The 25,392-nt window shown below is 63.1% G+C and carries 25 protein-coding genes and 1 riboswitch; of the genes, 13 read left to right on the top strand and 12 right to left on the bottom strand.

All coding sequences use genetic code 11. From position 1 onward, the window contains the following. Position 1: 1 nt before the first annotated feature. Together CR492_RS13310 and cysG are read right to left on the bottom strand one after the other, a co-directional pair. Positions 2–1,327 carry a TAXI family TRAP transporter solute-binding subunit gene (locus CR492_RS13310; protein ID WP_102844228.1) on the bottom strand — a complete coding sequence of 442 codons (1,326 nt, stop codon included), beginning with the start codon at positions 1,325–1,327 and terminating at the stop codon, positions 2–4. Between the two features lie 92 nt (positions 1,328–1,419). Then, positions 1,420–2,889, bottom strand: a complete 1,470-nt coding sequence (gene cysG / locus CR492_RS13305) for a siroheme synthase CysG (protein ID WP_245412075.1) — start codon at positions 2,887–2,889, stop codon at positions 1,420–1,422. A 71-nt stretch (positions 2,890–2,960) separates the two neighbouring features. Here cysG and CR492_RS13300 point away from each other — a divergent pair, with 71 nt between their 5' ends. Then, positions 2,961–3,848 carry a transporter substrate-binding domain-containing protein gene (locus CR492_RS13300; RefSeq protein ID WP_102844227.1) on the top strand — a complete coding sequence of 296 codons (888 nt, stop codon included), beginning with the start codon at positions 2,961–2,963 and terminating at the stop codon, positions 3,846–3,848. Here CR492_RS13300 and CR492_RS13295 read toward each other — a convergent pair. Next, the gene (locus CR492_RS13295) at positions 3,842–4,435 is read right to left on the bottom strand and encodes an SCO family protein (RefSeq protein WP_102844226.1); all 594 of its coding nucleotides are present in this window, start codon (positions 4,433–4,435) and stop codon (positions 3,842–3,844) included. The two genes, CR492_RS13300 and CR492_RS13295, sit on opposite strands and share 7 nt — an antisense overlap. 241 nt (positions 4,436–4,676) lie before the next feature. Here CR492_RS13295 and CR492_RS13290 point away from each other — a divergent pair, with 241 nt between their 5' ends. The 6 genes from CR492_RS13290 (at position 4,677) to thiD (ending at position 10,252) form a co-directional block, all read left to right on the top strand. Continuing rightward, positions 4,677–5,738: a CobW family GTP-binding protein gene (locus CR492_RS13290; protein WP_102844272.1), complete on the top strand. Its 1,062-nt coding sequence runs from the start codon at positions 4,677–4,679 to the stop codon at positions 5,736–5,738. Positions 5,739–5,772: 34 nt separating this feature from the next. After that, a complete protein-coding gene (locus CR492_RS13285) occupies positions 5,773–6,768 on the top strand; it encodes a WD40 repeat domain-containing protein (protein ID WP_102844271.1) in 996 nt (331 codons plus the stop codon). Between the two features lie 81 nt (positions 6,769–6,849). Continuing rightward, a complete protein-coding gene (locus CR492_RS13280; RefSeq protein ID WP_102844225.1) occupies positions 6,850–7,635 on the top strand; it encodes an acetoacetate decarboxylase in 786 nt (261 codons plus the stop codon). A 5-nt stretch (positions 7,636–7,640) separates the two neighbouring features. Continuing rightward, complete coding sequence (locus CR492_RS13275) at positions 7,641–8,795, top strand: patatin-like phospholipase family protein (protein WP_102844270.1); 1,155 nt, start codon at positions 7,641–7,643, stop codon at positions 8,793–8,795. A gap of 99 nt (positions 8,796–8,894) precedes the next feature. Continuing rightward, positions 8,895–9,410, top strand: a complete 516-nt coding sequence (locus tag CR492_RS13270; protein WP_102844224.1) for a DUF2937 family protein — start codon at positions 8,895–8,897, stop codon at positions 9,408–9,410. 29 nt (positions 9,411–9,439) lie between these two features. Next, positions 9,440–10,252 carry a bifunctional hydroxymethylpyrimidine kinase/phosphomethylpyrimidine kinase gene (gene thiD, locus CR492_RS13265; RefSeq protein WP_102844223.1) on the top strand — a complete coding sequence of 271 codons (813 nt, stop codon included), beginning with the start codon at positions 9,440–9,442 and terminating at the stop codon, positions 10,250–10,252. A 10-nt stretch (positions 10,253–10,262) separates the two neighbouring features. On the opposite strand, the gene CR492_RS13260 is transcribed toward thiD, so the two are convergent. Next, positions 10,263–10,697 carry a DUF1810 domain-containing protein gene (locus tag CR492_RS13260; RefSeq protein WP_102844222.1) on the bottom strand — a complete coding sequence of 145 codons (435 nt, stop codon included), beginning with the start codon at positions 10,695–10,697 and terminating at the stop codon, positions 10,263–10,265. 107 nt (positions 10,698–10,804) lie between these two features. On the opposite strand from CR492_RS13260, the gene CR492_RS13255 reads away from it, so the two are divergent. Next, positions 10,805–12,394 carry a peptide chain release factor 3 gene (locus CR492_RS13255; protein WP_102844221.1) on the top strand — a complete coding sequence of 530 codons (1,590 nt, stop codon included), beginning with the start codon at positions 10,805–10,807 and terminating at the stop codon, positions 12,392–12,394. A 127-nt stretch (positions 12,395–12,521) separates the two neighbouring features. On the opposite strand, the gene CR492_RS13250 is transcribed toward CR492_RS13255, so the two are convergent. From CR492_RS13250 to CR492_RS13235, 4 genes are all read right to left on the bottom strand, one after another. After that, positions 12,522–13,661 carry a hypothetical protein gene (locus CR492_RS13250; protein WP_146030261.1) on the bottom strand — a complete coding sequence of 380 codons (1,140 nt, stop codon included), beginning with the start codon at positions 13,659–13,661 and terminating at the stop codon, positions 12,522–12,524. Between the two features lie 221 nt (positions 13,662–13,882). Further along, positions 13,883–14,902 (bottom strand): ketol-acid reductoisomerase, encoded by a 1,020-nt coding sequence (ilvC, locus tag CR492_RS13245; RefSeq protein ID WP_102844219.1) that lies wholly within the window; start codon positions 14,900–14,902, stop codon positions 13,883–13,885. A 106-nt stretch (positions 14,903–15,008) separates the two neighbouring features. Further along, on the bottom strand, positions 15,009–15,572 hold the full coding sequence (gene ilvN, locus CR492_RS13240) for an acetolactate synthase small subunit (protein ID WP_102844218.1): 564 nt from the start codon (positions 15,570–15,572) through the stop codon (positions 15,009–15,011). A gap of 5 nt (positions 15,573–15,577) precedes the next feature. After that, the gene (locus CR492_RS13235) at positions 15,578–17,335 is read right to left on the bottom strand and encodes an acetolactate synthase 3 large subunit (RefSeq protein ID WP_102844269.1); all 1,758 of its coding nucleotides are present in this window, start codon (positions 17,333–17,335) and stop codon (positions 15,578–15,580) included. 325 nt (positions 17,336–17,660) lie between these two features. On the opposite strand from CR492_RS13235, the gene CR492_RS13230 reads away from it, so the two are divergent. Continuing rightward, a complete protein-coding gene (locus tag CR492_RS13230) occupies positions 17,661–18,395 on the top strand; it encodes a haloacid dehalogenase type II (protein ID WP_245412074.1) in 735 nt (244 codons plus the stop codon). A gap of 215 nt (positions 18,396–18,610) precedes the next feature. Further along, positions 18,611–19,435, top strand: coding sequence for an RMD1 family protein (locus CR492_RS13225; protein ID WP_102844216.1), 825 nt, complete (start codon positions 18,611–18,613; stop codon positions 19,433–19,435). Positions 19,436–19,497: 62 nt separating this feature from the next. Here the strand turns inward: CR492_RS13225 and CR492_RS13220 are convergent, their stop codons facing one another. Then, the gene (locus tag CR492_RS13220) at positions 19,498–19,884 is read right to left on the bottom strand and encodes a hypothetical protein (protein ID WP_102844215.1); all 387 of its coding nucleotides are present in this window, start codon (positions 19,882–19,884) and stop codon (positions 19,498–19,500) included. A gap of 258 nt (positions 19,885–20,142) precedes the next feature. Between CR492_RS13220 and CR492_RS13215 the strand changes: the two genes are divergently transcribed. Then, complete coding sequence (locus tag CR492_RS13215) at positions 20,143–20,535, top strand: CidA/LrgA family protein (RefSeq protein WP_102844214.1); 393 nt, start codon at positions 20,143–20,145, stop codon at positions 20,533–20,535. Continuing rightward, complete coding sequence (locus CR492_RS13210) at positions 20,532–21,245, top strand: LrgB family protein (protein WP_102844213.1); 714 nt, start codon at positions 20,532–20,534, stop codon at positions 21,243–21,245. The genes CR492_RS13215 and CR492_RS13210 overlap by 4 nt, the downstream gene beginning before the upstream one ends. A gap of 30 nt (positions 21,246–21,275) precedes the next feature. On the opposite strand, the gene CR492_RS13205 is transcribed toward CR492_RS13210, so the two are convergent. From CR492_RS13205 to CR492_RS13195, 3 genes are all read right to left on the bottom strand, one after another. Then, positions 21,276–22,283: a zinc-dependent alcohol dehydrogenase family protein gene (locus tag CR492_RS13205; protein ID WP_102844212.1), complete on the bottom strand. Its 1,008-nt coding sequence runs from the start codon at positions 22,281–22,283 to the stop codon at positions 21,276–21,278. Positions 22,284–22,353: 70 nt separating this feature from the next. Next, positions 22,354–22,791: a nucleoside deaminase gene (locus CR492_RS13200; protein ID WP_102844211.1), complete on the bottom strand. Its 438-nt coding sequence runs from the start codon at positions 22,789–22,791 to the stop codon at positions 22,354–22,356. Further along, positions 22,788–23,132, bottom strand: coding sequence for a hypothetical protein (locus tag CR492_RS13195; protein WP_102844210.1), 345 nt, complete (start codon positions 23,130–23,132; stop codon positions 22,788–22,790). The genes CR492_RS13200 and CR492_RS13195 overlap by 4 nt, the downstream gene beginning before the upstream one ends. A gap of 214 nt (positions 23,133–23,346) precedes the next feature. Continuing rightward, positions 23,347–23,446: riboswitch (TPP riboswitch) on the top strand. A gap of 71 nt (positions 23,447–23,517) precedes the next feature. On the opposite strand from CR492_RS13195, the gene thiC reads away from it, so the two are divergent. After that, a complete protein-coding gene (gene thiC / locus CR492_RS13190; RefSeq protein WP_102844209.1) occupies positions 23,518–25,347 on the top strand; it encodes a phosphomethylpyrimidine synthase ThiC in 1,830 nt (609 codons plus the stop codon). Positions 25,348–25,392 lie beyond the last annotated feature (45 nt).

Raw genomic sequence — 25,392 nt, 5'->3', positions numbered from 1 at the left:
TTTATTCCCCGACGAGGCGCGGCGCGAAAGTTCCGCGCGGGGAGGCAAGATATAGCCGGCGCTCGGTGATCGCCTGACGCGCCTGATTGAGCGCCAGATCGGTCGCCGCGACCCGGCTGCCGCTCATCGCGTGATTCCAGTCATGGGCAAGGGCCTGGGCGAGGAGGTCGTCGGCCTCTTTTTCGAGAGCGTCGAGCATATCGGCCCGCGTTGCGGCTCGCGCCGCGGCGATGATCTGCAAGAGACGATGCAGGATTTCCTCAAGATCGGTGTTGCGCTTGCGATTGAAGCGCGCCGCCAGCGTTGCGATGGCGGTGCCGAACAAGCTGGCCAACATCGCGCCGATGTAAATGAAATCACTGTATTTATCGAAGAAGCTCTGCTCTTCGTCGCCAAGATAGGCCAGCGTTCCGGGGTGCACCGGAAGCGCTGCGCCCTTGTCCGTCGGAGGCGGCTCAATGCGATTTGCGATCGGCTCCTGCGCCGCCAGCAAAGGCCGCGCCGTCAGCAATAACTCGGTCAGTTCGGCGACGACGTCATTGCCGAGGCTGTGGCGGGCAATGAGCCGCGTGCTGACGCCGAGCGTCTCGAAACTCGACGCGGGCTTCGGCTGAGCCCCGCCAAAAACGCCGCGCAGCACTTCGATCGATTCAAAATTGGGACTTCGCTGGGAAATCGCCTTGGCGTCGTCGATCGGGATGAACACGGGAGGCCCGCGCCCCGCCTGCGCCACTGCGGCCACCGCCTCGGTCAGGGTTTCAGCGCCCGGCGTATCGATGACGAGCGCCGCGTCGACATCGCGCCGCTCGATCGCGTCGGGCAATTCGGCCGGCGTCAGCGGCACGCGGCGGACGGAGGACGCGGCCACATCATATTGAGCGAGAGCCGCATCGAGCAGAACGTTGACGCCCGAGCGCCCCGTACGCGCCGCTTCCACCACGCCGATGCGATGACCCTTGAGATCGCCAAACTGGCGAATCTCCGATCCGGCCGGGGCCATGAGCACGGCCGCGTTGCGCCGCATGATCAGCACGGTCTGTCCGCTGACCGGCATGGAAACGTCGCTGCGCACGATCGCGAGATCGACGCGCTCGTCCTCGAAGGCGCGGGCGCTTTCGGCAAGGGAATCGACAAGAACGAGCTTCAGCCGCACCTGATCGCGCGCTTGCGCGAATTCATGCGCCGCAACGGCGAGCACATGCTGATCGTCGCTTTCGCGGGTGACCGCTACGCGCAAAACGGTGGGGCGCTCATAAAGATAGAGGGAAAGTCCGGCCGCGCCGAGCACGCAAGCGACGCCAACCGCAACAAGGGCGATGCTACGCAAGCCTACCTCCCTGCTTCGGCCGCGGTCTCTCGCGGCGATCGCTCAATGCGACACCAAAACGCGGCGGCGTCATGACGTTCGGACGACTGGATTCAGGCGATTGCAATGTCGGCCGCCTCCCGAATCTGCTCTGCCTCGGCGCCCCCGGCGAATACGGCGCCGATCAGGATCAGGCAGGGTCCGGACGGCGAGAGCGCCGCGGCTTTCGCGGGCAGGCTCGCCAGCGTTCCCCTGATCACGCGCTCGTCCGGGCAGGTCGCGCGCTCGACGAGAAGCGCCGGCGTCGAAGGGTCCGCGCCATGCGCCGCCAGCTGCTCAACGAGGGAGCTGAGCGTTCGCGCGCCCATATAAATGACGCTGGACGCGCGGGGGTCGGCCAGCGCGCGCCAGTCGATGTCTTCCGGCAGCCGGCCGTCATGGGCGTGGGCGGTGATGAATTGCAGCCGCCGCGCCCGCACGCGCTCGGTCAGCGAGAGCTGCAGCGAGGCGGCCGCCCCGAGCGCCGCCGTGACGCCGGGCGCTACGCTTGTCGCGATTCCCGCGGCGTGAAGGGCGGCAAGCTCCTCGCTGGCGCGCCCAAAAATCATCGGATCGCCGCCCTTGAGCCGCACCACCCGCTTGCCCTCGGTCGCGAGCTCGATCATCAGGGCGACGATGTCGTCCTGCTTGCAGGACGGCCGGTAGCCGCGCTTGCCGACCGGGATTTTTGTCGCCTCGCGGCGCCCCATATCGAGAATCTCCGGCGCGACAAGATCGTCGTAAAGCACGACATCCGCCGCTTGCAGGAGGCGCAAGGCTTTCAGCGTCAGCAGTTCCGGATCGCCCGGGCCGGCGCCGACGAGCGCGACGGAGCCCTGCGCTGCGCGCGGATCCTCAGCCGTCGCCTCCGCCAGCAGCGACTTGAATTCGTCAGGGCCGGGCGGCGCGGCGTTTGGCGTCAAAGCCCGCTGGTTAAACAGCTCCCAGAACCGTCGGCGCCATTTTGGAGCGAGATCCAATGCCTTCAGCGGCGCGCGCCAGGATTTAGCAGCGCCGGCCCAAAGCCGGATCGCCGCCGGCAGCATGGCTTCGATACGGCCGCGCAAGGCCTGTCCGAGAATGGGCGAGCCGCCATCTGTCGAAATGGCAATGACCAAAGGGGAACGATCAACGATCGCGCCGAACTGAAAATCGGACGAAGCGGGCTTGTCGATCACATTCGCCGGAACGCCGCGCGCCCGCGCGGCAGCGTGAAATTGCGCCGCCTCTTCGGCGCTGTCGCAGTCGGCAAGCGCCAGAGCCGCGCCCTCCATGTCGCCGGGCTCAAATCGCCGGCGGACCAGCATCACCGACGCGCATCGGCGCTCAAGCTCCGCCAATCCGTCGCAGGGGGCGGCGGCGAAAACCGCGACCGACGCGCCGGCCGCCTGAACGAGTTCGGCTTTCCACAAGGCGGCCGCGGACCCGCCGGCGATGACGACGCGCCTGCCCCTGACATTGAAGAATACCGGCAGCGAGGCGAGCCCGGTCATGATCGGGCGGCCGGGCTCGGCAGGCGCTGGAGCGGCCGACGTCCTGTTCATGGCGACGCTTTCGTCATAGTCTGCGCTCGGAAATCTTTTGAACGCCAGTTTAGCATCCGGGCGATGGATTCATGTCCGACCTGAGGTTAAACATTCAATATATCAGACGAATTCCGTTCCGCGCCAGAGTTCGGCGCGCCGCTCTGCTTGTCGTGGCCGCGCCCCTTGTCTGGTGCGCTCCGGCGCTCGGCGATCCGACCTTCGCGCCGAGCTTCTTTGATCCGCATGCGCGGCCGAGCAAGCCCGATCTCGGCAATCTGCACAGCCTCCGCTTTCTCACCGACAGCGATTATCCGCCGTTCCATTTCGAAATGCCGGACGGCGCTCTGGCAGGATTCGACATCGATCTCGCCCGCGCCATTTGCGAGACGCTGAAGCTCTCTTGCACAATTCAGGCCCGTCGCTTCGACACGCTCGTCGACGCCCTCAAAGCCGACGAAGGCGACGCCATCATCGCCTCGCTCAAGATCGACGCCAAGGCACGGGAAACGCTTGATTTCACGGTTCCTTACGCCAAGAATCCGGCGCGCTTCGTTCGCTTGCGGCAGACGCAGCTCGGCGAGGCGAGCCCGGAGACGCTGCGCGGCAAATTCATCGGCGTGATCGCAAGAACGGCGCATGAGGCCTATCTCGACGCATATTTCAAGGGCTCCGTGCGCAAAACCTTCGACTCGCAAACGGCGCTGACGGACGCGCTGAAGAATGGCGACGTCGACGTCATTTTCGGCGACGGCGCCGCCCTCAGCGTCTGGCTGCAAGGACCGGCCGCGCGGGATTGCTGCGCTTTTTCCGGCGGCTCTTTCCTTGAATCGCATTTTTTCGGCGATGGCGTCGGGATCGCGCTGAAAAAAGACAATCCGGCGCTGCGGCAGGCGCTCGATTACGCCCTCGCCGACCTTTGGGCGCGCGGGGTCTACACGGATCTCTATTTGAAATATTTCCCGCTGGGATTTTATTGAATATAGCGCCTGAGTTCATCGGCGACCTGGGCCGCCGGCCGCTCAAGATTAAGCGCGTTGACGAAGCGGCCGTCGGCGTCCATCAGATAGACGACGCCGGTATGATCCATGGTATAGGCGCCGCCCTCGCCGTCCTGTTTCCTGAAATAGACTTTGTAGGCCTTGGCGATGGCGCGAATCTGCGCGTCGCTTCCCGTGACGCCAATGATGCGCGGATCGAAGCTTTCAAGATAGTCCTTCATCGCCTGCGGCGTATCCCGCTGCGGATCGATCGAGACGAACAGCGCGCCGATCTTTGCGTCCGCCCCGAGTTCCCCGAACACAGAGGAGATTTGCGTCAACGTCGTTGGACAGAAATCGGGACAATGGGTGTAGCCGAAGAAGACGATGTGCGGACGTCCCTTCAGGCTGGCGTCGGTAAAGGGCTCGCCAGTCTGCGCAACGAGCTCGAACGGACCGCCGATCCGCGCGACGCCCTGCCCCTCCGCCCGATCGGAAAGCTCGCGCAGGGCAAAAGCGCCAAACAATGCGAGGCCGAGCCCCAGCGCTGCGACGATGACGAGGAATTGACGGGACGTCTTGGTCATGCGCTTTGCGTACCAGATCGCGCGGTCGGATCCAACTCACGAAAACCGGCGCCAGGACGCAGGCTGCGTCAGCCAATGGCCGGCGCCGCATGAGCCAGGATTTCGTCGCTGGCGCGCAGCAAATGGCGGATCCGGCGGGCCGCCGGGTCCAAGACTTGGCGTCCGCCGCTGCGCCCCCTATTTTGAGGCCAATCCCGCCGCCGCGGCGGCGCGTCCAAAGTCAGCTCCCCCGGAGGATCGAATGGCCGATAAAATACCCGTCACCGTGCTCACCGGCTATCTCGGCGCCGGCAAGACGACGCTCTTGAACCGCATTCTCTCCGAGGACCACGGCAAGAAATTCGCCGTCATCGTCAATGAATTCGGCTCGATTGGCATCGATAACGACCTCGTCGTCGGGGCCGACGAAGAAGTGTTCGAAATGAACAATGGCTGCATCTGCTGCACGGTGCGCGGCGACCTCATCCGCATCATCGAGGGGCTGATGAAGCGCAAGGGCAAGTTCGACGCGATCATCGTCGAAACCACGGGCCTTGCCGATCCGGCGCCTGTGGCGCAAACATTTTTCGTCGACGCGGATGTGCGCGAGGCCGCTCGTCTTGATGCGGTGGTGACGGTCGCCGACGCGAAATGGCTGGCGGAGCGGCTGAAGGATGCGCCCGAGGCCAAGAGCCAGATCGCCTTCGCCGACGTCATCATTTTGAACAAGATCGACCTCGTCGGCGCCGAGGATCTCGCCGATGTGGAGGCGCGCATCCGCGCCATAAATCCCTACGCCCGGTTGCACAAGACGCAGAATTGCGCGGTTTCGCTGGAGGAAGTCCTGAACCGCAACGCCTTCGATCTCGACCGCATTCTCGAAATCGAGCCGCAGTTCCTCGAAGTGGAACAAGAGCATGATCACCACGAACACGACCACAACCACGATCATGGGCACAAGCACGAGCATCATGACCATGACGATCATCATGCCAAAAACGGCCACGGCCTGAAGCATTACCATGATGAGGAGATGCAGTCGGTGGCCCTGACGATCGAGGGCGACGTCGATCCCGATAAATTCCTGCCCTGGATCAATTCCTATATCCAGACCGAGGGCGCAGCGATCCTGCGCTCCAAGGGCATCATCGCGCTGAAGGACGAGCCGAAGCGCTTCGTCTTCCAGGGCGTGCATATGATCCTCGACGGCGATCTGCAACAGGACTGGAAGCCGGGCGAGACGCGCCGCAGCCGCGTCGTTTTCATCGGCCGTCACCTCAAGGAAGATGAAATCCGCAGCGGCTTCCTCGCCTGCGCCGCCTGAGCGAGATCCCATGGAAACCATCGCGAGATCCCCTATGGCGGCGCCAACATCGCTGACGTCCAATGTCGCGGCGCTCGACGCCGGAGCGCCGGTGACGGCCGCGGCTTTCATCGCTGGGGCGCCCGCTTTCGCGCTGGGCGACGGACAAATTCTGCTCGGAGGCGGCGCTGACGCAAGACTGGTCGCGGCGCATCCGGACGCCGCCATTCTCATCGCCGTGAAGGCGGGAGATGTTCTGATCACCGGCGGCGACGATGGGCGCGTGGTTGAAATCGCGGGCGATGGCGTAATGCGCGAGCTTGCGCGCGAAAAAGGCAAATGGATCGACGCGCTGGCCGCCCGCGCGGACGGCGCTGTCGCCTGGTCGACCGGACGGCAGGTGTTCGCCCGTGGCGCCAAGGGCGACGTCAAGGCCTTCACGGCGCCGTCAACCGTACGCGGCCTCGCGTTTTTGCCGAAAGGCTACCGGCTCGCCGTCTCGCACTACAATGGCGCAAGTCTGTGGTTTCCCAACGCCGCGGCGGAGCCCGACGAATTGCACTGGAAAGGCTCGCATCTCGAGATCACCGCCTCCCCCGACGGAAAATTCATCGTGACCTCGATGCAGGAGAACGCGCTGCATGCGTGGCGCCTCTCGGACAAGAAGGATTTGCGCCTCAGCGGCTATCCGGCGAAGCCGCGCTCCATGTCATGGTCGCATGACGGAAACTGGCTCGCGACCTCCGGCGCCGAGGCCGCCATTGTCTGGCCGTTCAACTCGAAGGAAGGCCCCGTCAACAAGGCGCCGAGCGAATTGGGCGTGCGCTCCGCAAGGGTCACGACGGTGGCGTTTCATCCCAAAAGCCCGATCCTCGCGCAGGGCTATGAGGATGGCATGATCCTGCTTTGCCGCCAGGCGGACGGCGCCGAACTTCTCGTGCGCGCGGAGGGGGCCGGCGCGATCACAACCCTCGCCTGGGACGAGACCGGACGCAGGATGTTGTTCGGCGGCGCCGATGGCGCGGCGGGGTTGCTGACAATGCCGGCCTGACAAACGCAGGCGCGGCGTTAATTCTCCGTCACATGGCTCTGCTAGATTTTTGGGATTCCATGACCTCGATCAAGGCATCCCATGAAAATCGATGAAATTGCCGCGCGCGCCTTCGCCATGCCGCTGAATGATCCGTCTTATCCGCCGGGGCCCTATCGATTCTACAATCGCGAATTCATGGTTATTTCCTACCGGACCGATCCAAGCGCTCTGCGCGCTGTGCTGCCGGAGCCGCTCGAGCCTGTCGGCGACATCGTCAAATATGAATTCATCCGCATGCCGGACTCCACCGGCTTTGGCGACTACACGGAAACCGGGCAGGTCATCCCCGTCTCCTTTCGCGGCGAGCGCGGCTCTTATGTTCATTCGATGTATCTCGACGATGAGGCGCCGATCGCCGGCGGGCGCGAAATCTGGGGCTTTCCCAAGAAACTCGCCAAGCCGACGCTCGCGCGCGAACAGGAAGTGCTCGTCGGCAAACTAACCTACGGCTCGGTGCTCTGCGCCGTCGCGACGATGGGCTACAAGCACAAGATACTCGATCTTGAACCGACGCTGCGCGCGCTCGACGAGCCGAATTTTCTGATCAAAATCATTCCCGACGTCGATGGATCGCCGCGCATCTGCGAGCTGGTGCGCTACCACATGCAGGACGTCGATCTGAAGGGCGCCTGGAGCGGCCCCGCCGCCCTGCAACTCTTCAATCATGTCGCAGCAGACGTGGCCCGGCTGCCCGTGCTCGACGTGGTGTCGGCGACACATTTCATCGGCGACATGACGCTCGGCCTCGGCGAGGTCGTGCATGACTATCTGTCGCCGAGTCGCCTGTCCTCGGACGAAAACGCCATCCTTGAGGCGACGCGATGAACGAGATGACGCCCACCCGCGCGCCAAGAACAGAAGACATCGCGGCGATCTCGCGCGCCTATGATCGCGTCGCCCTCGTGCTCCAGGGCGGCGGCGCGCTGGGCGCCTATCAGATCGGCGTGTTCCAGGCGCTGAGCGAAGCCGGCGTCGAGCCGAACTGGATTTCCGGCGTCTCGATCGGCGCGATCAATTCGGCGATCATCGCCGGCAACACGCCGATCTCGCGCCTCAAGAACCTTGAGGCCTTCTGGAATACCGTGTCCGGCCGCAAAATCTGGAGCTACACGCCGCAGGGCGATCATTTTCGGGATCTGCGCAACCAGACAAGCTCGCTGTTCACGCTGCTGATGGGGCAGCCGGGCTTTTTCCAGCCTCGCAGGACGAGCCCGTGGCTGCAATTTCCGGGCTCCGACGGCGCAACCAGCTATTACGATTCTGCAGCTTTGAAAGCGACGCTCGAAAGCCTGATCGACTTTGACCTTCTGAACGACGGACGCAAACGGCTGAGCGTCGGCGCGGTCAATGTGCGCACGGGAAACTTTGTCTATTTCGATACGCAAAAGCAGCGCATTGGGCCGGAGCACATCATGGCGTCCGGCGCGTTGCCGCCGGCGCTTCCCGCGGTGAAGATCGAGGGCGAATACTATTGGGACGGCGGCATCGTTTCCAACACGCCGCTGCAATATTTGCTCGATCAGGAGGAACATCTGTCATCCCTCGTGTTCCAGGTCGATCTGTTCAGCGCGCGGGGGGTGCTGCCCCGGCAGATGTCCGACGTTCTGACGCGTCACAAGGAGATCGTCTATTCAAGCCGCACGCGGCAGAACACCGACACATTTGCGCGCATCTACAAGCTCAAGACACAGCTTGTCGACGCCCTGAAGCGCATTCCGCCGGAACTGCTGCTGCCCGGCGAACGCGAATTGATCGCGCAGGCGGAAAAGCCGGCCATCGTCAATATCGTCCAGCTGATCTACCAGCATAAGAATTACGAAGGCCATGCGCGCGACTATGAATTCTCCGGCACCTCGATGCGCGAGCATTGGGACTCCGGCTATGAGGACACGTTGCGCACCCTGCGCCATCCCGAATGGCTGCGGCGCTCCTCTTTGACGAAGGGCGTGACCCTGCACGATCTGCATCGCGAAGACCCGACCTGACAGTTTCGCGGCGCGTCGGCCCCCCGCGTCGCGCCGCGACTGGACCTTGTTGACCCCGGCGCCTATCTTACCGGCGTACAAGCGCCACAGGGGTGAGCAATGCTGCGGTCAAGGCTCGCTCTATGCTTCGGGATAGCGACCGGCGTCGCCGCGTCGCAAATCCCCGAATACGCCCAACAATATCGTCAAAGGCTTGGCGGCGCGATCGACGAATTGCAGGCGATCGTCACAACCTTCGACGACGACAGCGCGCGCCAGGGCCTCAGCGAGGACGAAGGGATTGCGCGGCTGCGCGCCAGCACAGACGAATTCGTACGCGACCGCGGCAGCCAGATGAAGGATGTTTCCGAGCGACTCCAGAAACTGACGCGCTCTAACCAAGCCATGGCGCAATCGGGGCCGATCGGACGCTTGACGGCGCTTGCCGCCGACTTCGATCCCTTGATCGCGCGCCGGGCCTATGCCAGCTTCGAGCCTGCGGTTCCGGTGACGGGCGAGGGTTTCGCGCTCGGCGGGCTTGGTTTCGTGGCTGGTTTCGGCGCCTGGCAAATTCTTTTCGCGCCGTTCCGCCACCGCGGACGCGGCCGCGCGAAGCCGGCTCCGCTGCGGCGCTGACGCATGGCCCGTCAGCAGGAAGCAACGATATGACGCCCAACATTCTTTCGATCGCCGGCTCAGACCCAAGCGGCGGCGCGGGGATTCAGGCCGATCTCAAGACATTTTCGGCGCTCGGCTGTTACGGCATGGCGGCGATCACGGCGCTGACGGCGCAGAACACGCGCGGCGTCAGGGCGGTCCATGTGCCGCCAGCCGATTTCGTCGCGGCTCAGATCGACGCGATATTTGACGATATCGCGGTCGCGGCGGTCAAAATCGGCATGCTCGGCTCGGCGGCCGTCGTCGAGGCCGTGGCCGATCGGCTGGCTTTTTACAAGCCGCCCGCGATCGTGCTGGATCCGGTGCTGGTCGCGACAAGCGGCGACGCGCTCGCCAGCGAGGGCGTCGAACAGGCGATCGTCGCCCGCCTGTTCCCGCTCGCGAGCCTCGTGACGCCCAACCTCAGTGAGGCGAGGCGCCTCTCCGACGCGCCGCGCCCGTTAGGTCCGGCGCAGATGCGCGAGGCGGCGGACCGCCTCGTTCGGCTCGGCGCCAAAGCCGTGCTGATCAAGGGCGGCGACGCCGGGGGCGAGACATCGGAGGATTTTTTCCTCGACGGCGCAACCGAGGAAATTCTCTCAGCGCCGCGCGTCAAAACGCGCAACACCCATGGCACGGGATGCACGCTGTCTTCGGCGATCGCCGCTTTTCTCGGCCGCGGCCTGCCGCTTCTCGACGCCGTCGCCGCCGCCAAAGCCTATCTCACCGGCGCGCTCGGCGCCGCGGGCGCCCTGAATGTCGGAACGGGAGAAGGCCACGGGCCAACCCACCATTTCTTCGCGCTCTGGCCGAAGGCTTGAGGCCACGGCGTCACAGCCGCTCCAGCGTCGCCTGATCCTGCCCGCCGCCGAAATATTTGCGCAAAGCCTCGAGGAAAACGCGATTGTCCTCCGCCGTTGCGGCGAACAGCGTCATCGAAGACTGGAATTTCAGCATGTCGGGATAGCCGAAAATCTCCGCCGCCGAGCCGCCTTCGAGCGCGTTGACGATTTCGGCGCAGCTTTTGAGCCGCGGCCCCAGAATCATGTGGCGCAGATAGGCTTGCGCCTCGGCGCGCCCGGACATCGCATAGCGCTGCGCCATGGCGCTCGATCCGAGCCCGGCGATCTGCGGAAAGATGAACCACATCCAATGCGTCGCCTTGCGCCCGCGCTGGAGCTCCGCGCAGGCCCGCGCGAAGACGCCCTCCTGGGCCTCGACGAAACGGCGCAGATCGAACGGATCGTCGGAATCCGGTTGCGGCATGGCCGCTCTCCTCGATTTACGCCCCGTCAATGCCCGTTTCCGCGGCGCTGTTCCAGGCGCCCCGAAACAATTGACATCGCGAGCGCCCCTTGCGACGTAGCAAACCTATGAACGCTTCCGACCCCCAGCTTAAAGACCCCGTGGCGCGCCGGCGCACTTTCGCCATCATCTCCCACCCCGACGCCGGCAAGACGACGCTCACCGAAAAGCTGCTGCTGTTCGGCGGCGCGATCCAGCTCGCCGGCGAAGTGCGCGCCAAGGCGAACCGCCGCCAGACCCGCTCCGACTGGATGGGCATCGAGCGCGAGCGCGGCATCTCTGTCGTCACCTCCGTGATGACCTTCGAATATGGCGGCTGCGTCTATAATCTGCTCGACACGCCGGGCCATGAGGATTTCTCCGAAGACACCTATCGTACGCTGACGGCGGTCGATTCCGCCATCATGGTGATCGACGCGGCCAAGGGCATCGAGGCGCGCACGCGAAAACTGTTCGAGGTCTGCCGCCTGCGCGACATCCCGATCATCACCTTCATCAACAAGCTCGACCGCGAGACGCGCGACCCGTTCGATCTCATCGACGAGATTGAAAAGACGCTCGCCCTCGACGTCGCACCGATGACCTGGCCGCTCGGCTCCGGCCGCGGCTTCAGGGGCACCTTCGACCTTGCGCGCAATATCGTGCGCCAGATCGACCGCGACGGCGAGCCGGTCGCGGTCTCCGGCCCCGACGACCCGTTCATCAAAAGTCTGCTTGGCGAATCCGAATTCGAAACCGTGCGCGAGCAGATCGAACTCGCGCGCGGCGGGCTCAAGCATTTCGACCGCAAGGCGTTTCTCGAAGGCCATCTGACGCCGACCTTTTTCGGCAGCGCGCTGCGCAATTTCGGCGTACGTGACCTCATCGACGCGCTCGGCGAATTCGCGCCGCCGCCGCAGGGGTTGGAAGCCGCCTCGCGAAAAGTCGATGCGCGCGAAGACAAGATGACCGGCTTCGTCTTCAAGATCCAGGCGAACATGGATCCGAACCACCGCGACCGCATCGCCTTCATGCGCGTCTGCTCGGGAAAACTGCGGCGCGGCATGAAGGCGAAGCTGGTGCGGACCGGCAAGAACATCGCGCTTAATGCGCCGCAATTCTTCTTCGCGCAGGACCGCCAGCTCGCCGAGGAAGCCTATGCCGGCGATGTCGTCGGCATCCCCAACCATGGCACGCTGCGCATCGGCGACACGCTGACCGAGGGCGAGGATCTTGTCTTTCGCGGCGTGCCGAGCTTTGCCCCGGAAATCCTGCGTCGCGTGAAAATCGGCGACGCGATGAAGGCGAAGAAGCTGCGCGAAGCCTTGAGCCAGATGGGCGAGGAAGGCGTCGTGCAGCTGTTTCTGCCGAACGACGGCTCCGGCGCCATCGTCGGCGTCGTCGGCGCGCTGCAGCTCGACGTGCTGGCCGAGCGGCTTGAGGCCGAATATGGGTTAGGCGTCAGCTTCGAGCAGAGCCGCTTCGAGTCCTGCCGCTGGATCACGGCGCCTGCCCCCGAACTCGACAAATTCATCCGCGCACATCCCTCGTCAATGGCGCTCGACCTCGACGGCGCCCCCGTCTTCATGGCCGCGTCGGCGTGGGATCTGAAATATGAACAGGACAAATGGCCCGAGGTGATTTTTTCGGACATCAAGGATTACCAGAAGGCGGCGTAGTGGCCTGTACCTGCATCGCATTGAGAAGTGGCTGGGGAATTACGTGCAGCTAAAGACGACCAGACTCGCAATGAGTAGCTTATTGAGGTTTGATTTTGCGCCTCCGCGACCCAAAGTCCGTAGGACTTTAGGCAGACCCGCTACTGCTCGGCCCATGCTCGCTGACGCGCCAGTCGCTATTCATGGGGCCAAATACAATCTGATTGGGATCGGCCCGGGCCGCAGCCAATTCCTCATCGGTCACTGCAAAGCGCAGAAAATCACCATTTAAATCGTGCAGGCAGGTCACCATGCTACCGTCTGGGCGAAGAATCCAGGAAGGATCATTAAAAGTGAAGCGCGCGATCAAGTCCGCTTGCCGTTTTGGATCGTGATGCACTTCCAAGTACGGATTAAAATATCGCGGCGTATGCATTTGCGAAACAATGGCATTAAGCGCCTTATTCCAATAGTAAGTTACCCTCGTCGCATCCTCATGAAGAACAGTCTGATCATAGATTATGCGCGCGGCAACTTCCGCAAACTGTAGCGGATGGAGCGCGTGACCGGCTAAAAACTCGTACCAATGTTGGCGAAAGCGTCGGTGCAAGCCGCCATCGAAAATACATATGATACCGAGATTGTCGCTACGAAAAGCAACTCCCAAGGTTGCCGGATTGTCCATGAAATCGAAGGCTTCAAATCGATTGTCACGGGTATCTATACGAAAACGGTAGAGCGAAAACGGAGCACCACAAAATAACTCGGGAATAAGTAGATCGTTATTAAAGCATGATTCGAACCCCTTTCCCGTAGCAAATGCGCGCTGCATCATTCCGAGATAAAGCGTGCCCGGGAACAATTCATCGGGGATAATGCGCCCCGGTTTCGGCAAGCCCCGAGTTCTATAATCGATAACGGAATGACTCTTGCGGATGAGCAGCCAGAAAATTTTTCCAAGCCAGACTGCAAGTTCAGCGTCGCAGACCGTGACGATGCTAGTGAATGGGTCACCGTTGGTAAGAAGCGGCGCAAGGCGCGTCTCAAGGGCACCAAAAGTCGTGCCATTGCACCGCTGACAAATTGTGATTTTGACGGTCTTGTAACGCTTGCCTAGGAAATTCGGAATATTGAGCTTCCGGTTCCAAAGCTCGTGGTGGTGTTGAAGCCATCGCGGAAAAATATGCTCTTCATCTGAAGGAAAACGCGCAAAGGCCCGCCCGCAGAGGGAGCAATGCGTCAGGACTTCTCTGGCTTTTAGCACGTCCCTTATCATCCGTAGCGACATGGCAAGAGTTCCGAAATTCGTCAGGGCATGTTACTAAGGCGAAAAACATACTTTAGTCCGTCTGCTCCGAACGAGTTCTCGACCGTGCACCTCACCGCACCACTATTGCCGGGAGCGACGAATAGGAACAGTATCTCGGTGCCAAGCCCGTAATTGAACTCGGCTTGCGCCTTGAGGCGGCTCTATTCCACGCCGTCATTTCGGGTACGCCCCTTCCACCCTCAGTTCTTCGCCTTGTCCACCAGCTTGTTGGCGCCGATCCAGGGCATCATGGCGCGGAGCTTTGCGCCGACTTCCTCGATCTGATGCGAGGCCGCCTTGGCCCGCGTCGCCTTGAACGAGGTCTGGTTGACCTTGTTCTCCAGCATCCAGTCTCTTGTGAATTTGCCCGACTGGATGTCGGTCAAGACGCGCTTCATTTCGGCTTTCGTCTCCGGCGTGACGATGCGCGGGCCGGTGACATATTCGCCATATTCGGCGGTGTTCGAGATCGAATAATTCATGTTGGCGATGCCGCCCTCATAGATGAGGTCGACGATCAGCTTCACTTCATGCAGGCATTCGAAATAGGCCATTTCCGGCGCATAGCCGGCCTCGACCAGCGTCTCGAAGCCGCCCCGGATCAGCTCGACGAGGCCGCCGCAGAGCACGACCTGCTCACCGAACAGATCCGTCTCGCATTCTTCGCGGAAGGTTGTCTCGATGATGCCCGCGCGCCCGCCGCCGATCGCCGAGGCGTAGGAAAGCGCGATGTCATGGGCGTTGCCGGAGGCGTCCTGCGCGATGGCGATGAGGCAGGGCACGCCGCCCCCGCGCTTATATTCCGATCGCACCGTATGGCCCGGGCCTTTTGGGGCAACCATGGCGACGTCGAGATCCTTGCGCGGCTCGATCAGGTTGAAGTGGATGTTGAGGCCGTGCGCAAACAACAGCGCGGCGCCCTGCTTGAGGTTCGGCGCCAGATGTTCGCTGTAGATGTCGCCCTGCAATTCGTCGGGAGTCAGCATCATCACGACATCGGCCCATTTGGCGGCGTCGGCCACACTGAGAACCTTGAGGCCCTCGCCCGCCGCCTTCGCCGCCGTGGCCGAGCCCTCACGCAACGCGACGCAGACATCCTTGACGCCGGAATCGCGGAGGTTCAACGCATGCGCGTGGCCCTGGCTGCCATAACCGACAATGGCGACCTTCTTCGACTTGATGAGATTGATGTCGGCATCCCGATCATAATAGACGCGCATGACGTGACGTTTCCTCAAAAACTGCCGCAAGCGTTGCGGACGATCTACGAATAGAATGACGGGCTTTTTAAGCGCCCGCGCCGCTTTGTCAAAGCAACCGCAAAGCTCACATCGCCTGCGGGCCGCGTGCGATCGCGGCGACGCCGGTGCGCGAAACCTCGACGAGGCCGATCGGCCGCATCAGCTCGACGAACTGGTTGATTTTCGCGGCGGCGCCGGTGAGCTCGAAAACGAAGCTTTCAATGGAAGCGTCAACGACTCGCGCGCGGAAGGCGTCGGCGAGCCGCAGCGCCTCCTCGCGGTCCTGGCCCCTTCCGGCGACCTTGATCATCGCCAGCTCACGCTCGACGGAATCGCCGCGCAGGGTCAAATCGGTCACCTTGTGGATCGGCACGAGCCGCTCCAGCTGATGGCCGATCTGTTCGATCGCGACCGGCGTGCCGGTCGTCACAATGGTGATGCGCGACAGATGCTCGGCCTGCACGACCTCGGCGACGGTCAGGCTCTCGATGTTGTAGCCGCGGCCGGAAAACAAGCCGACGACGCGCGCGAGCACGCCCGGCTCATTATCGACCAGCACCGAGAGCGTATGCGTCTCGATGTTGGATTTGCCGATGGCCGAGGAATAGGGCGAAAGCGGCGCGGAGGGGGGAGCGGTCACGGCGTTCATGTCTCTCAAACCAGCATCTTGCCGGCCGCGTCGATCACGGCCTCGATATCGTCTTCGTCGGGCATCAGCATTTCATTATGCGCCTTGCCCGAGGGAATCATCGGCAGACAGTTTTCGGTCTTGTCGACGATACAATCGAACACCACGGTGCGGGGCGATTCGATCATCTCGATAATGGCGCCATCAAGACTTGCGGGATCCGAGCAGCGGATGCCCTGCGCGCCATAGGCTTCGGCGAGCTTGACGAAATCAGGGAGCGCCTCCGAATAGCTCTGCGACAGACGCCCGCCGTGCAGCAATTCCTGCCATTGCCTGACCATCCCCATATATTCATTGTTGAGGATGAAGATCTTGACCGGCAAACGGAATTGTATGGCGGTCGACAGCTCCTGAATATTCATCAGGATCGAAGCTTCGCCGGCGATGTCGACGACGAGCGCGCCCGGATGGGCGATCTGCGCGCCGATCGCCGCCGGCAGGCCGTAGCCCATCGTGCCGAGGCCGCCGCTGGTCATCCAGCGGTTCGGCTCTTCGAAATGATAGTGCTGCGCCGCCCACATCTGATGCTGGCCGACTTCCGTCGTGATGTAGGCGTCGCGGTTCTTCGTCAGCTCATAGAGGCGCTGTACCGCATATTGCGGCTTGATCACCGCGCCCGACTGCTTGAAGGACAGCGACTTCCGGGCGCGCCATTTGTCGATCTCCTGCCACCAGCGCGTCAGCGCGGCCTCGTCGGGCGCGGATTTCCGCGCGCGATAGGCATCTAACATCTGCCGCAGCACATGCGCGCAATCGCCGATAATGCCGAGATCGATCTTGACGTTCTTGTTGATCGAGGAGGGATCGATGTCGATGTGGATCTTCTTCGAGCCGGGCGAGAAGGCGTCGAGCCGGCCGGTGATGCGATCATCGAAACGCGAGCCGACGGCGATCATGAGATCGCAATCATGCATGGCGTTATTGGCCTCGAAGGTCCCGTGCATGCCAAGCATGCCAAGCCATTTGTCGCCCGAGGCCGGATAGGAGCCAAGGCCCATCAGCGTCGAGGTGATCGGAAAGCCGGTCAGTTCGACGAATTCGCGCAGCAGCCGCGAGGCTTCCGGCCCGGAATTGACGACGCCGCCACCCGTGTAAAAAACCGGCCGCCGCGCCGCCAGCATCATGGTGACGGCGTGCTCGATCTTCTCGGCGTCGCCGTCAAGCCTCGGCTTATAGGTCTTGTGCTCGATTTTGTGCGGGCCGAAATAATCGCCCAGCGCGAATTGAATGTCTTTCGGAATATCGATGACGACGGGACCCGGCCGACCCGTTTGCGCGACGTAAAACGCCTCATGCAGCACACGCGGCAGATCCTCGATCGAGCGCACCAGATAATTATGCTTGGTGCAATGGCGCGTGATGCCGACCGTGTCGCATTCCTGGAACGCGTCGGAGCCGATGAGATGCGTCGGCACCTGGCCGGTGATGCAAACCAGCGGGATCGAGTCCATCAGCGCATCGGTGAGGCCCGTGACGGCGTTGGTTGCGCCGGGTCCCGAGGTCACGAGGACGACGCCGACCTTGCCGCTGGAGCGGGCATAGCCTTCCGCCGCGTGCGCGGCGCCCTGCTCATGGCGCACCAGTACGTGAACGATCTGGTTCTGATGAAACAAGGCGTCGTAGATCGGCAGCACCGCGCCGCCCGGATAGCCGAAAATACTGTCGACGCCCTGGTCCTGCAGCGCCCGCACGACCATCTCGGCTCCGGTGATCAAATTCGACATGCTCAGCTCCGGAATAGAATTCCGATCTTCGGCCGATCGGACCTTCGACAAGGCCTTAAGCCCTCACGCCTCCTGCGCGGCGCTGGCTTGCGGACAATAAAAAAGGCCCCTAAGGGCCTCGGGACGCGCGCCAGCTCGGGAACTCGGAGTTTATCTCCGTCCCGACCCCGACGCGCAAGTTACGATGAGAGAAAACTTCACGTTTATTCCTCAAATAGGAGGCCGGTCTATAGCCGAGGGCCGGCTTGGCGTCAATGATCTTTCCGCGCGCGGCCGATCCGCCCCGGCGCTAAGCGTTAAGGCCGCCAGCTTTCGGGGATTTTTCGTGTCCGACGCGACGCCGCTCAATTTAAACGTCAAGGCGCTCTTTTTCGACGTCTTCGGCACGCTGGTCGATTGGCGCGGCGGCGTCGCGCGGGAGGCCGAAGCCCTTCTGGCGCCGCTTGGCTATCGCCTCGATTGGCCGGCCTTCGCCGACGCCTGGCGCGGCGAGTACCAGACCGGCATGGAAGAAGTCCGCTCCGGGCGGATCGCCTTCGCCAAGCTCGATCTGATCCATCGCCGCAACCTCGATCGCATTCTGCCGCGCTTTGGCCTTGGCGGAGCCCCCGAGGCCGCGCTGGGTGAACTCAATCTCGCCTGGCGCCGGCTCGACGCATGGCCGGACGTCGCGGCTGGGCTCGGTGCCTTGCGTGAGGCGTTCCTGATCGCGCCGGTGTCGAACGGCAATATTTCGCTTCTCGTGGCGCTGGCGCGCCGCAACGGCTTTCCCTTCGACGCCATCCTCGGCGCAGAGATCGCCTGCGCCTACAAGCCGGCGCCGGAGGTTTATCTCAGCGCCGCGGCAGCGTTAGACTTGCCGCCGTCGGCCTGTTTGATGGTCGCCGCGCACAGCGATGATCTTGCCGCTGCGGCCGCCTGCGGCCTCAGGACCGCGCATATCGCCCGGCCGCTCGAGTTCGGACCCGGCGGAAAGGGCGAGCGTGCGCCGGAGATCCAGACGGACTTCGTCGCCGCCGACATCAGCGATCTCGCGCGGCGATTGGGGGCGACGGAATGAAGCAAAGCGACCTTGAGCGCCGATGCAATTGCGCGCCGCACAAAAATGTCATGTAATACCGCTACTGCTTTGGACAATCGCGCCGCTCAGGTGGCGGAGGCGTCGGCGTTCGCAAAAGGCCTGCGCCGGCGGCGTCTCTTCAAACCATTGATCTGGCGTTATTTCTGAATCGTCGGACGATTTCATCCGGCCGGAAAGAGCGCTAGGCTCAAGTCATGACCAATTCTGATCGACCCCTCCCCGCCGCCGCGGATGTGCGCCGCTTGACCGCCCGAGCCCTCCTGCTCGGCGACCGCATCGACGCCGCCGGGCTCGAGCGCTCCGACACAATCTCGACAAATCCGCTCGCCTTCCACGCCGGCGCCAACGGCCTCGTCGCGCTCTACCGCTTCGGCGTCGCCGTCATGATCGGCCTCTCGCCGCTGGAGGAAGACGATGTCCTGACGCAGGTGAAACTGCGCGTTTCGGGACGGCACGAACACATCGACGATGAAATGGTCGTCCTCGAAATCGCGCCCCAGTTCGACGACAGGATCGAACCCGCGGGCTCGATCGCGATGAAGGACGCGGCGCCGGAGCGCCTTCTCGTCGTCGCCGACGCGCTCGCCAAAAGCGTCTCGCTCGGACGCGATGAGCGCGAGGTCAACGCTGTGTTCGACATCGTCGAACCCTTTGCGGCGAGCCTCGCCCGCACAGGACGGCCACCCTGGAGGCGCCGGTCCATGCTGAAGCTGATCGGACAGACGCTGCTGGTGCAGCATCGCGTCTCAGGCCGGGTCGCCGTCGAGGAAAAGCCCGACGTTCTTTGGGACCGGCCCGATCTTGAGCGCCTCTACGCGCGCCTCGAAGACGAATATGAGCTGAAGGAACGCGCCGAAACCTTGAAGAACAAGCTCGACATGATCGTCGAGACCGCGCGAATCCTGACCGACATCCTCGACGCCGACCGCGCGACGCGGCTCGAGGCGACGATCGTCATCCTGATCGTCGCCGAGATTCTTCTAACCATCGGCCAGCTAATCTTTTTCAGGCCGCACTAAGCTTCGCGTCGTCCTTTGCAGGTTCCCCGCGGCCGGAGGTTTTACGGCGGGCCGCCTCACATTCAACCACCCTTGCGACGCGCGTCGTAATCGGCGAGCCGCCGGGCCACGATCGCCGATCGATCGAGCGCAGCGGCATAAGCCTCGCCGCGCTGCGCGATCACCGCGGCCGCGGCGCTTGTGCTCTCGGCTTCCTGGACGTCACGCGCGGCGGCTTCGACCTCCTCCCAGGCGGCGGCGGCTTCCTCCATCAAATCGGCCCTTCGGCGCTTCGATCGCTCGCGGGCAAAATAGCCGTAGATGAGGGCGCCGAGAAACGCCGCAGGAGCCGAAAAGACGATCGGGAGGTCGAACCAGCGATCGGCAATAGCGAAAGCCGCGATCCAGAGCGCGATCGGCGCCCAGTCGCGCAATGCCGCCGCGTATTTCTCCGGAAACGTTTCCGCCATCGGCAATCAGCTGACCCGCTTTAATTTCATCAACGACGGCCCTGAAAATGAGCGCCATCGCGCCTTGCGAGCCTATCGGCGCGGACGGCGCAGCTGCTATATTGCGCGCTCCGTCCGCGATGGCGCGCTGGCGTTACATGCGGCTTTCGCCAAGCTGCGTTCTTTAAACATCGCTTGCCCGCGACACAAGGATCCTCACGTTTTAACGCAGCCAAAGTCCCGCTCCGGTCGGCGGGCGCAAAGAGGGGAGCGCCTGCCATGGTGCGCGGATTCGTCTTGCTCCTTTTATGCCAGCTTGCGGGCGAGGCGTTTTCGCGCGCTCTGGCGTTGCCGGTGCCCGGCCCCGTGCTCGGCCTCGTTCTGCTTTTCGCCAGCCTGCAGCTTTACCAGCGCGTCAGCGGAACCGATCGGGCGGCGGTCGGCGAAAGCGACGTCGGGCGCGTTTCCGACGGGCTTTTGCAAAATCTCGCGCTGCTGTTCGTGCCGGCCGGGGTCGGCGTGGTGCAACACCTCAAGCTGATCGAAGATCACGGTCTCGCCATCGCGGTCGTTCTGATCGGATCGACGGCGATCACGCTCATCGTCACTGTTCTTGTCTTCCTCGCTGTCGCCCGCTGGGTCGACGGGGCCGCCGGGGAGGCGAAGCCATGACGGCGCCCTTCAACCTTTGGGTCTATCTTTCGACGACGCCGCTTTTGTGGCTGAGCATCACCCTGCTCGCCTTTCTGGCGGCGGACGCGCTGTCGCGTCTTACGAATCGCAACCCGCTGGCCAATCCGGTGCTGATCGCCGTCATCTTTGTCGCGACGCTGCTGATGCTGACCGGAACCGACTACAAGGTCTATTTCAACGGCGCGCAATTCGTGCATTTTCTGCTGGGGCCGGCGACGGTCGCGCTCGCCTTGCCGCTCTATCGCAACTGGCCGCTGGTGCGGCGCAATCTGCTGCCGATGGCCGCAGCTCTCCTCGTCGGATCGGCGACGGCCCTTGTGTCGACGCTGGCGATCGCGCTTGCGTTCGGATTGCCGCGCGATATTCTCGCCTCGCTCGCGCCGAAATCGGTGACCGCGGCGGTAGCCATGGCGATCTCCGAGCAGCTCGGCGGCGTTCCGGCCCTCACCGCCGTGCTGGTGATCTCCACAGGCATCATCGGAGCAGTCATGGTGACGCCCCTGATGAACGCCATGCGCATCCGCAACTTCGCCGCGCGCGGGTTTGCCGTTGGCCTCGTGTCGCACGGCATCGGCACCGCCCGCGCCTTTAGCGTGGATTCCGTCGCCGGCACGTTTTCGGGCATCGCGATGGGGCTGAACGCGGTCGCGACCGCGTTGATCGCGCCGATCTTCCTCCTCCTCATGTGAAAGCCGGGCGGCGGGCCACGCCCGGCACCATCAAAAGCTCAAGCAGATCTTGCCGAAATGTCTGTTGCTTTCCTGATGGCGAAAGGCCGCGACGATTTCCTCCAGCGCAAAGCTTTTGTCGATGACCGGCTTCATGCCGGTGGCGTCGATGGCGCGAATCATCTCGATTTGATGCTTGCGGCTGCCGACGATCAACCCCTGCAGGCGCAATTGCCGGACCAGCGCCGGCAGCAGCGGGAACTCGCCGGCGACGCCGGTCAGGATGCCGATCACCGAAATAAGGCCGCCGACGCGCGCGGCCGCCATGGATTGTTCGAGCGTCGCCGGGCCGCCGACCTCGACGACGTGGTCGACGCCGCGCCCGCCCGTGAGCTTGCGCGCCGTCTCCCCCCAGGCCGCGTCAGTCTTGTAGTTGATCACATGATCCGCGCCCATCGCCTTGAGCCGTTCGAGTTTTTCATCGCTCGATGACGTTGCGATGACGCTCGCGCCCGCAAGCTTTGCAAATTGCAGCGCGAAGATCGAGACGCCGCCGGTCCCCTGCACAAGAACGATGTCTCCGGGTTTGAGCCTGTCGTCGACAAAGAGCGCGCGCCACGCCGTCAGGCCGGCAGTGGTCAAGGTCGCCGCCTCGGCGTGGCTGTAGCCTTTCGGCGCATGGGTGAAGGCCGTCGCCGGGAGCGTGACAATCTCGCGCGCGTAGCCATCGACGCCGTCGCCGGGAACCGTGGCGAAGCTGTCGACGATCGGCGCGTCGCTGAGCCAGGTCGGAAAGAAGGTGCTGACGACATGATCGCCAACGGCGAATTCGGTCACATCGGGGCCGACGGCGGAGACTTCGCCGGCGCCGTCGGCCATCGGAATGCGCCGCTCGGACGGCCCCCAAACGCCGCTCACAACCACGTAGTCATGGTAGTTCAGCGAGCAGGCATGCAGTTTTACGGTTATTTCGCCGCTCTTTGGCGCGGCGGCCTCGCTCGCGCCAACCACCACGTGGTCAAACCCGCCACCGGCTTCGACGAATATGGCCTTCGCCATTTGATCCTCCCTCCAGATTGTCTCGTTGGTTCGCGCCGTTCCCGCTTCTGCGGGAGCGCGTGAATTTGATCTAGTCGAACAGGGCGAGAGCCTCATCGGCCAAAAGGCCTCCCTCGATGCAAATCTCGGCAAAGCGCGCCCGGCGGGCAAGATCACGGCACGGCGCATCGATCTGTCCGATCCGCTGCGCCAATTGCTCGATCGAGGCGGCATAGACCAGCCGTCCGACGCCGCACCAGATGATGGCGCCCATGCACATCGGGCAAGGCTCGCCGGTCGCGTACAGCGTCGAATCCCTCAGCCGTGCGGAGCCATAGGCGGCGATGACGCCGCGCAGCGCCACCATTTCCGCATGCGCCGTCGGATCATCATTGGTCTCGCCGAGATTGCGGCCGGTGGAGATTGCCTCGCCATCTTTCACGATCAACGCGCCAAAGGGAAAATCGCCAAGCGCCGCTTCTTTCAGCGCCATGCGCATGAAGCGCTCGTCGGTCGCGCGAGAAATCATGCGCGCATCGTCCCTGTCTTGATGAAGCGCTGACGCCAGGAGAGCGCCTCGTCAAGCAAACAGGGAGCATGTCGCCCGTAAGATGCCGCCTCGGCCCGGGCAAAATAGTCGAAAAGCGCCGACCCGTAGTCCGGATGGGCCGAGTAATGAAAGATTCCGCGGGCGCTCTGCCTTGGCGAAAGGCCGCGCGGATCGGCCATGCGCGCGAAATCGCCTGGGCCGCCGGTCGAGACGCGCGCGCTGGCCCGCTCGGCGAGGATGGTCGGAACGGCCCTAGGATAGCCCGAGCCCGTAAAGCCAATCATGTCGATCAGCGACGCCGCGGCCACGGCGCTCGTCATCTTCGAACGCCGTTTTTGACTCTCAATGCGTCCAAACCCGCTCAATGGCTCGCGCTCCCGGCAAATGTTTGATTTTCACTTGGCTTTATCCGCCCCTAAGGGTCTTGGCCATCAGCACTATTGCCTAGATCACGATAAAATTCTCGTCGGCGCCCTACGCCTTTTGCGCCAGATCAAATCAGCTTGCAGCCGGAGGCGTCGCGCGCTAGGTTCGCATTTCGCCTTGGGGTGCTGCCGGAGACGGCGGCTGAGATCACACCCATCGAACCTGAATCTGGATAATGCCAGCGCAGGGATCGGCATCTTAGCAAAGAGCGTCCCGTTTATCGCTCCGAGCATCCGCCTCCTGCCAGAAAACGACAAAACAACAGCGCGGAGGAGCGAGATGAACATTCACGACAAGCCGAAGGGTCTTCGTCCGGAAAGCGTGACCGCGGGTCCCATGGCCGGCTCGCGCAAGATCTATGTGCATCCCGACGGGCTCTCCGACATCGCCGTGCCGCTGCGCGAGATCACGCTCGATCCGTCCGCGAAGGAGCCGCCGGTGCGCGTCTATGACGCCTCCGGCCCCTACACGGAATCCGAGCCTGCGATCGATCTTTCCGCCGGATTGCGGCGGATCCGCGACCCGTGGCTGGCGCGGCGCGCCGGGCTCGACTTCTATTCGGGACGACCGGTTCAGCCGGAAGACAATGGCTCGGTGTCGCCCGACCGCCTCGCGCCGCCCTGCCCCGCCAACACGTCGCCACGCAAGGGCCGCGACGGCGCGCTCGTCACGCAATATGAATTTGCGCGCGCAGGCGTCATCACCGAAGAAATGATCTATGTCGCGGCCCGGGAAAATCTCGGCCGCGAGGCGATGCTGGAGGGCGCCGAAGCGAAAATCGCCGACGGCGAAAGTTTCGGCGCGTCGATTCCGGCCTTCATCACGCCGGAATTCGTGCGCGACGAAATCGCCCGCGGCCGCGCCATCATCCCCGCCAACATCAACCATTCCGAGCTTGAGCCGATGATCATCGGCCGCAATTTTCTTGTGAAGGTCAACGCCAACATCGGCAATTCGGCGGTGACGTCCTCTGTCGCCGAAGAGGTCGAGAAGATGGTGTGGGCGATCCGCTGGGGCGCCGACACGGTCATGGATTTGTCGACGGGCCGCAACATCCACAACATCCGCGACTGGATCATCCGCAACTCTCCCGTGCCGATCGGCACCGTGCCGATCTATCAGGCGCTGGAGAAGGTCAATGGCGATCCGACCAAACTGACGTTCGAGCTGTTCCGCGACACGCTGATCGAACAGGCCGAACAGGGCGTCGATTATTTCACGATCCACGCCGGCGTGCGGCTTGGCTATATTCCGCTGACGGCGAAGCGGACCACGGGCATCGTTTCGCGCGGCGGCTCGATCATGGCGCGCTGGTGCCTCGCCCATCACAAGGAGAGCTTCCTCTACGAACGCTTCGACGAGCTGTGCGACGTCATGCGCGCCTATGACGTCTCCTTCTCGCTTGGCGATGGCTTGCGTCCGGGCTCCATCGCCGACGCCAATGATCGCGCGCAATTCGCCGAACTGGAGACGCTCGGCGAGCTCACGAAAATCGCCTGGAACAAGGGCTGCCAGGTGATGATCGAAGGGCCGGGCCATGTGCCGATGCACAAGATCAAGATCAACATGGAAAAGCAGCTGAAGGAATGCCACGAGGCGCCATTCTATACGCTCGGGCCGCTGACGACGGACATCGCGCCGGGCTATGATCATATTACGTCCGGCATCGGCGCCGCGATGATCGGCTGGTTCGGCTGCGCCATGCTCTGCTATGTGACGCCGAAGGAGCATCTCGGCCTGCCCGATCGCGACGACGTCAAGACAGGCGTCATCACCTACCGCATCGCCGCCCATGCCGGCGATCTCGCCAAGGGCCACCCGGCGGCGCAGCTGCGCGACGATGCGCTGTCGCGCGCAAGATTCGACTTCCGCTGGGAGGATCAGTTCAATCTCGGGCTCGATCCTGACACGGCGCGGCAGTTCCATGACGAGACGCTGCCGAAGGATGCGCACAAGACCGCGCATTTCTGCTCGATGTGCGGGCCGCAATTCTGCTCGATGAAGATCACGCAGGATATTCGCGACGAGGTCGCCGCGATGGAGCGCGAAAAGGGCATGGCTGAAAAGAGCGCCGAATTTGTCGATGGCGGCGGCAAGCTTTACGTTTAATTGAGAAGCGCCCGGACCCGCGCCGGGCGCTTACTTTGCCGCAGC

It is taken from the genome of Methylocella silvestris (genome assembly GCF_002891535.1).
Classification (GTDB): domain Bacteria; phylum Pseudomonadota; class Alphaproteobacteria; order Rhizobiales; family Beijerinckiaceae; genus Methylocapsa; species Methylocapsa silvestris_A.
The sequence above is the reverse complement of the archived record's forward strand: the minus strand, read 5'-3'. Positions and strand labels throughout refer to the sequence as shown.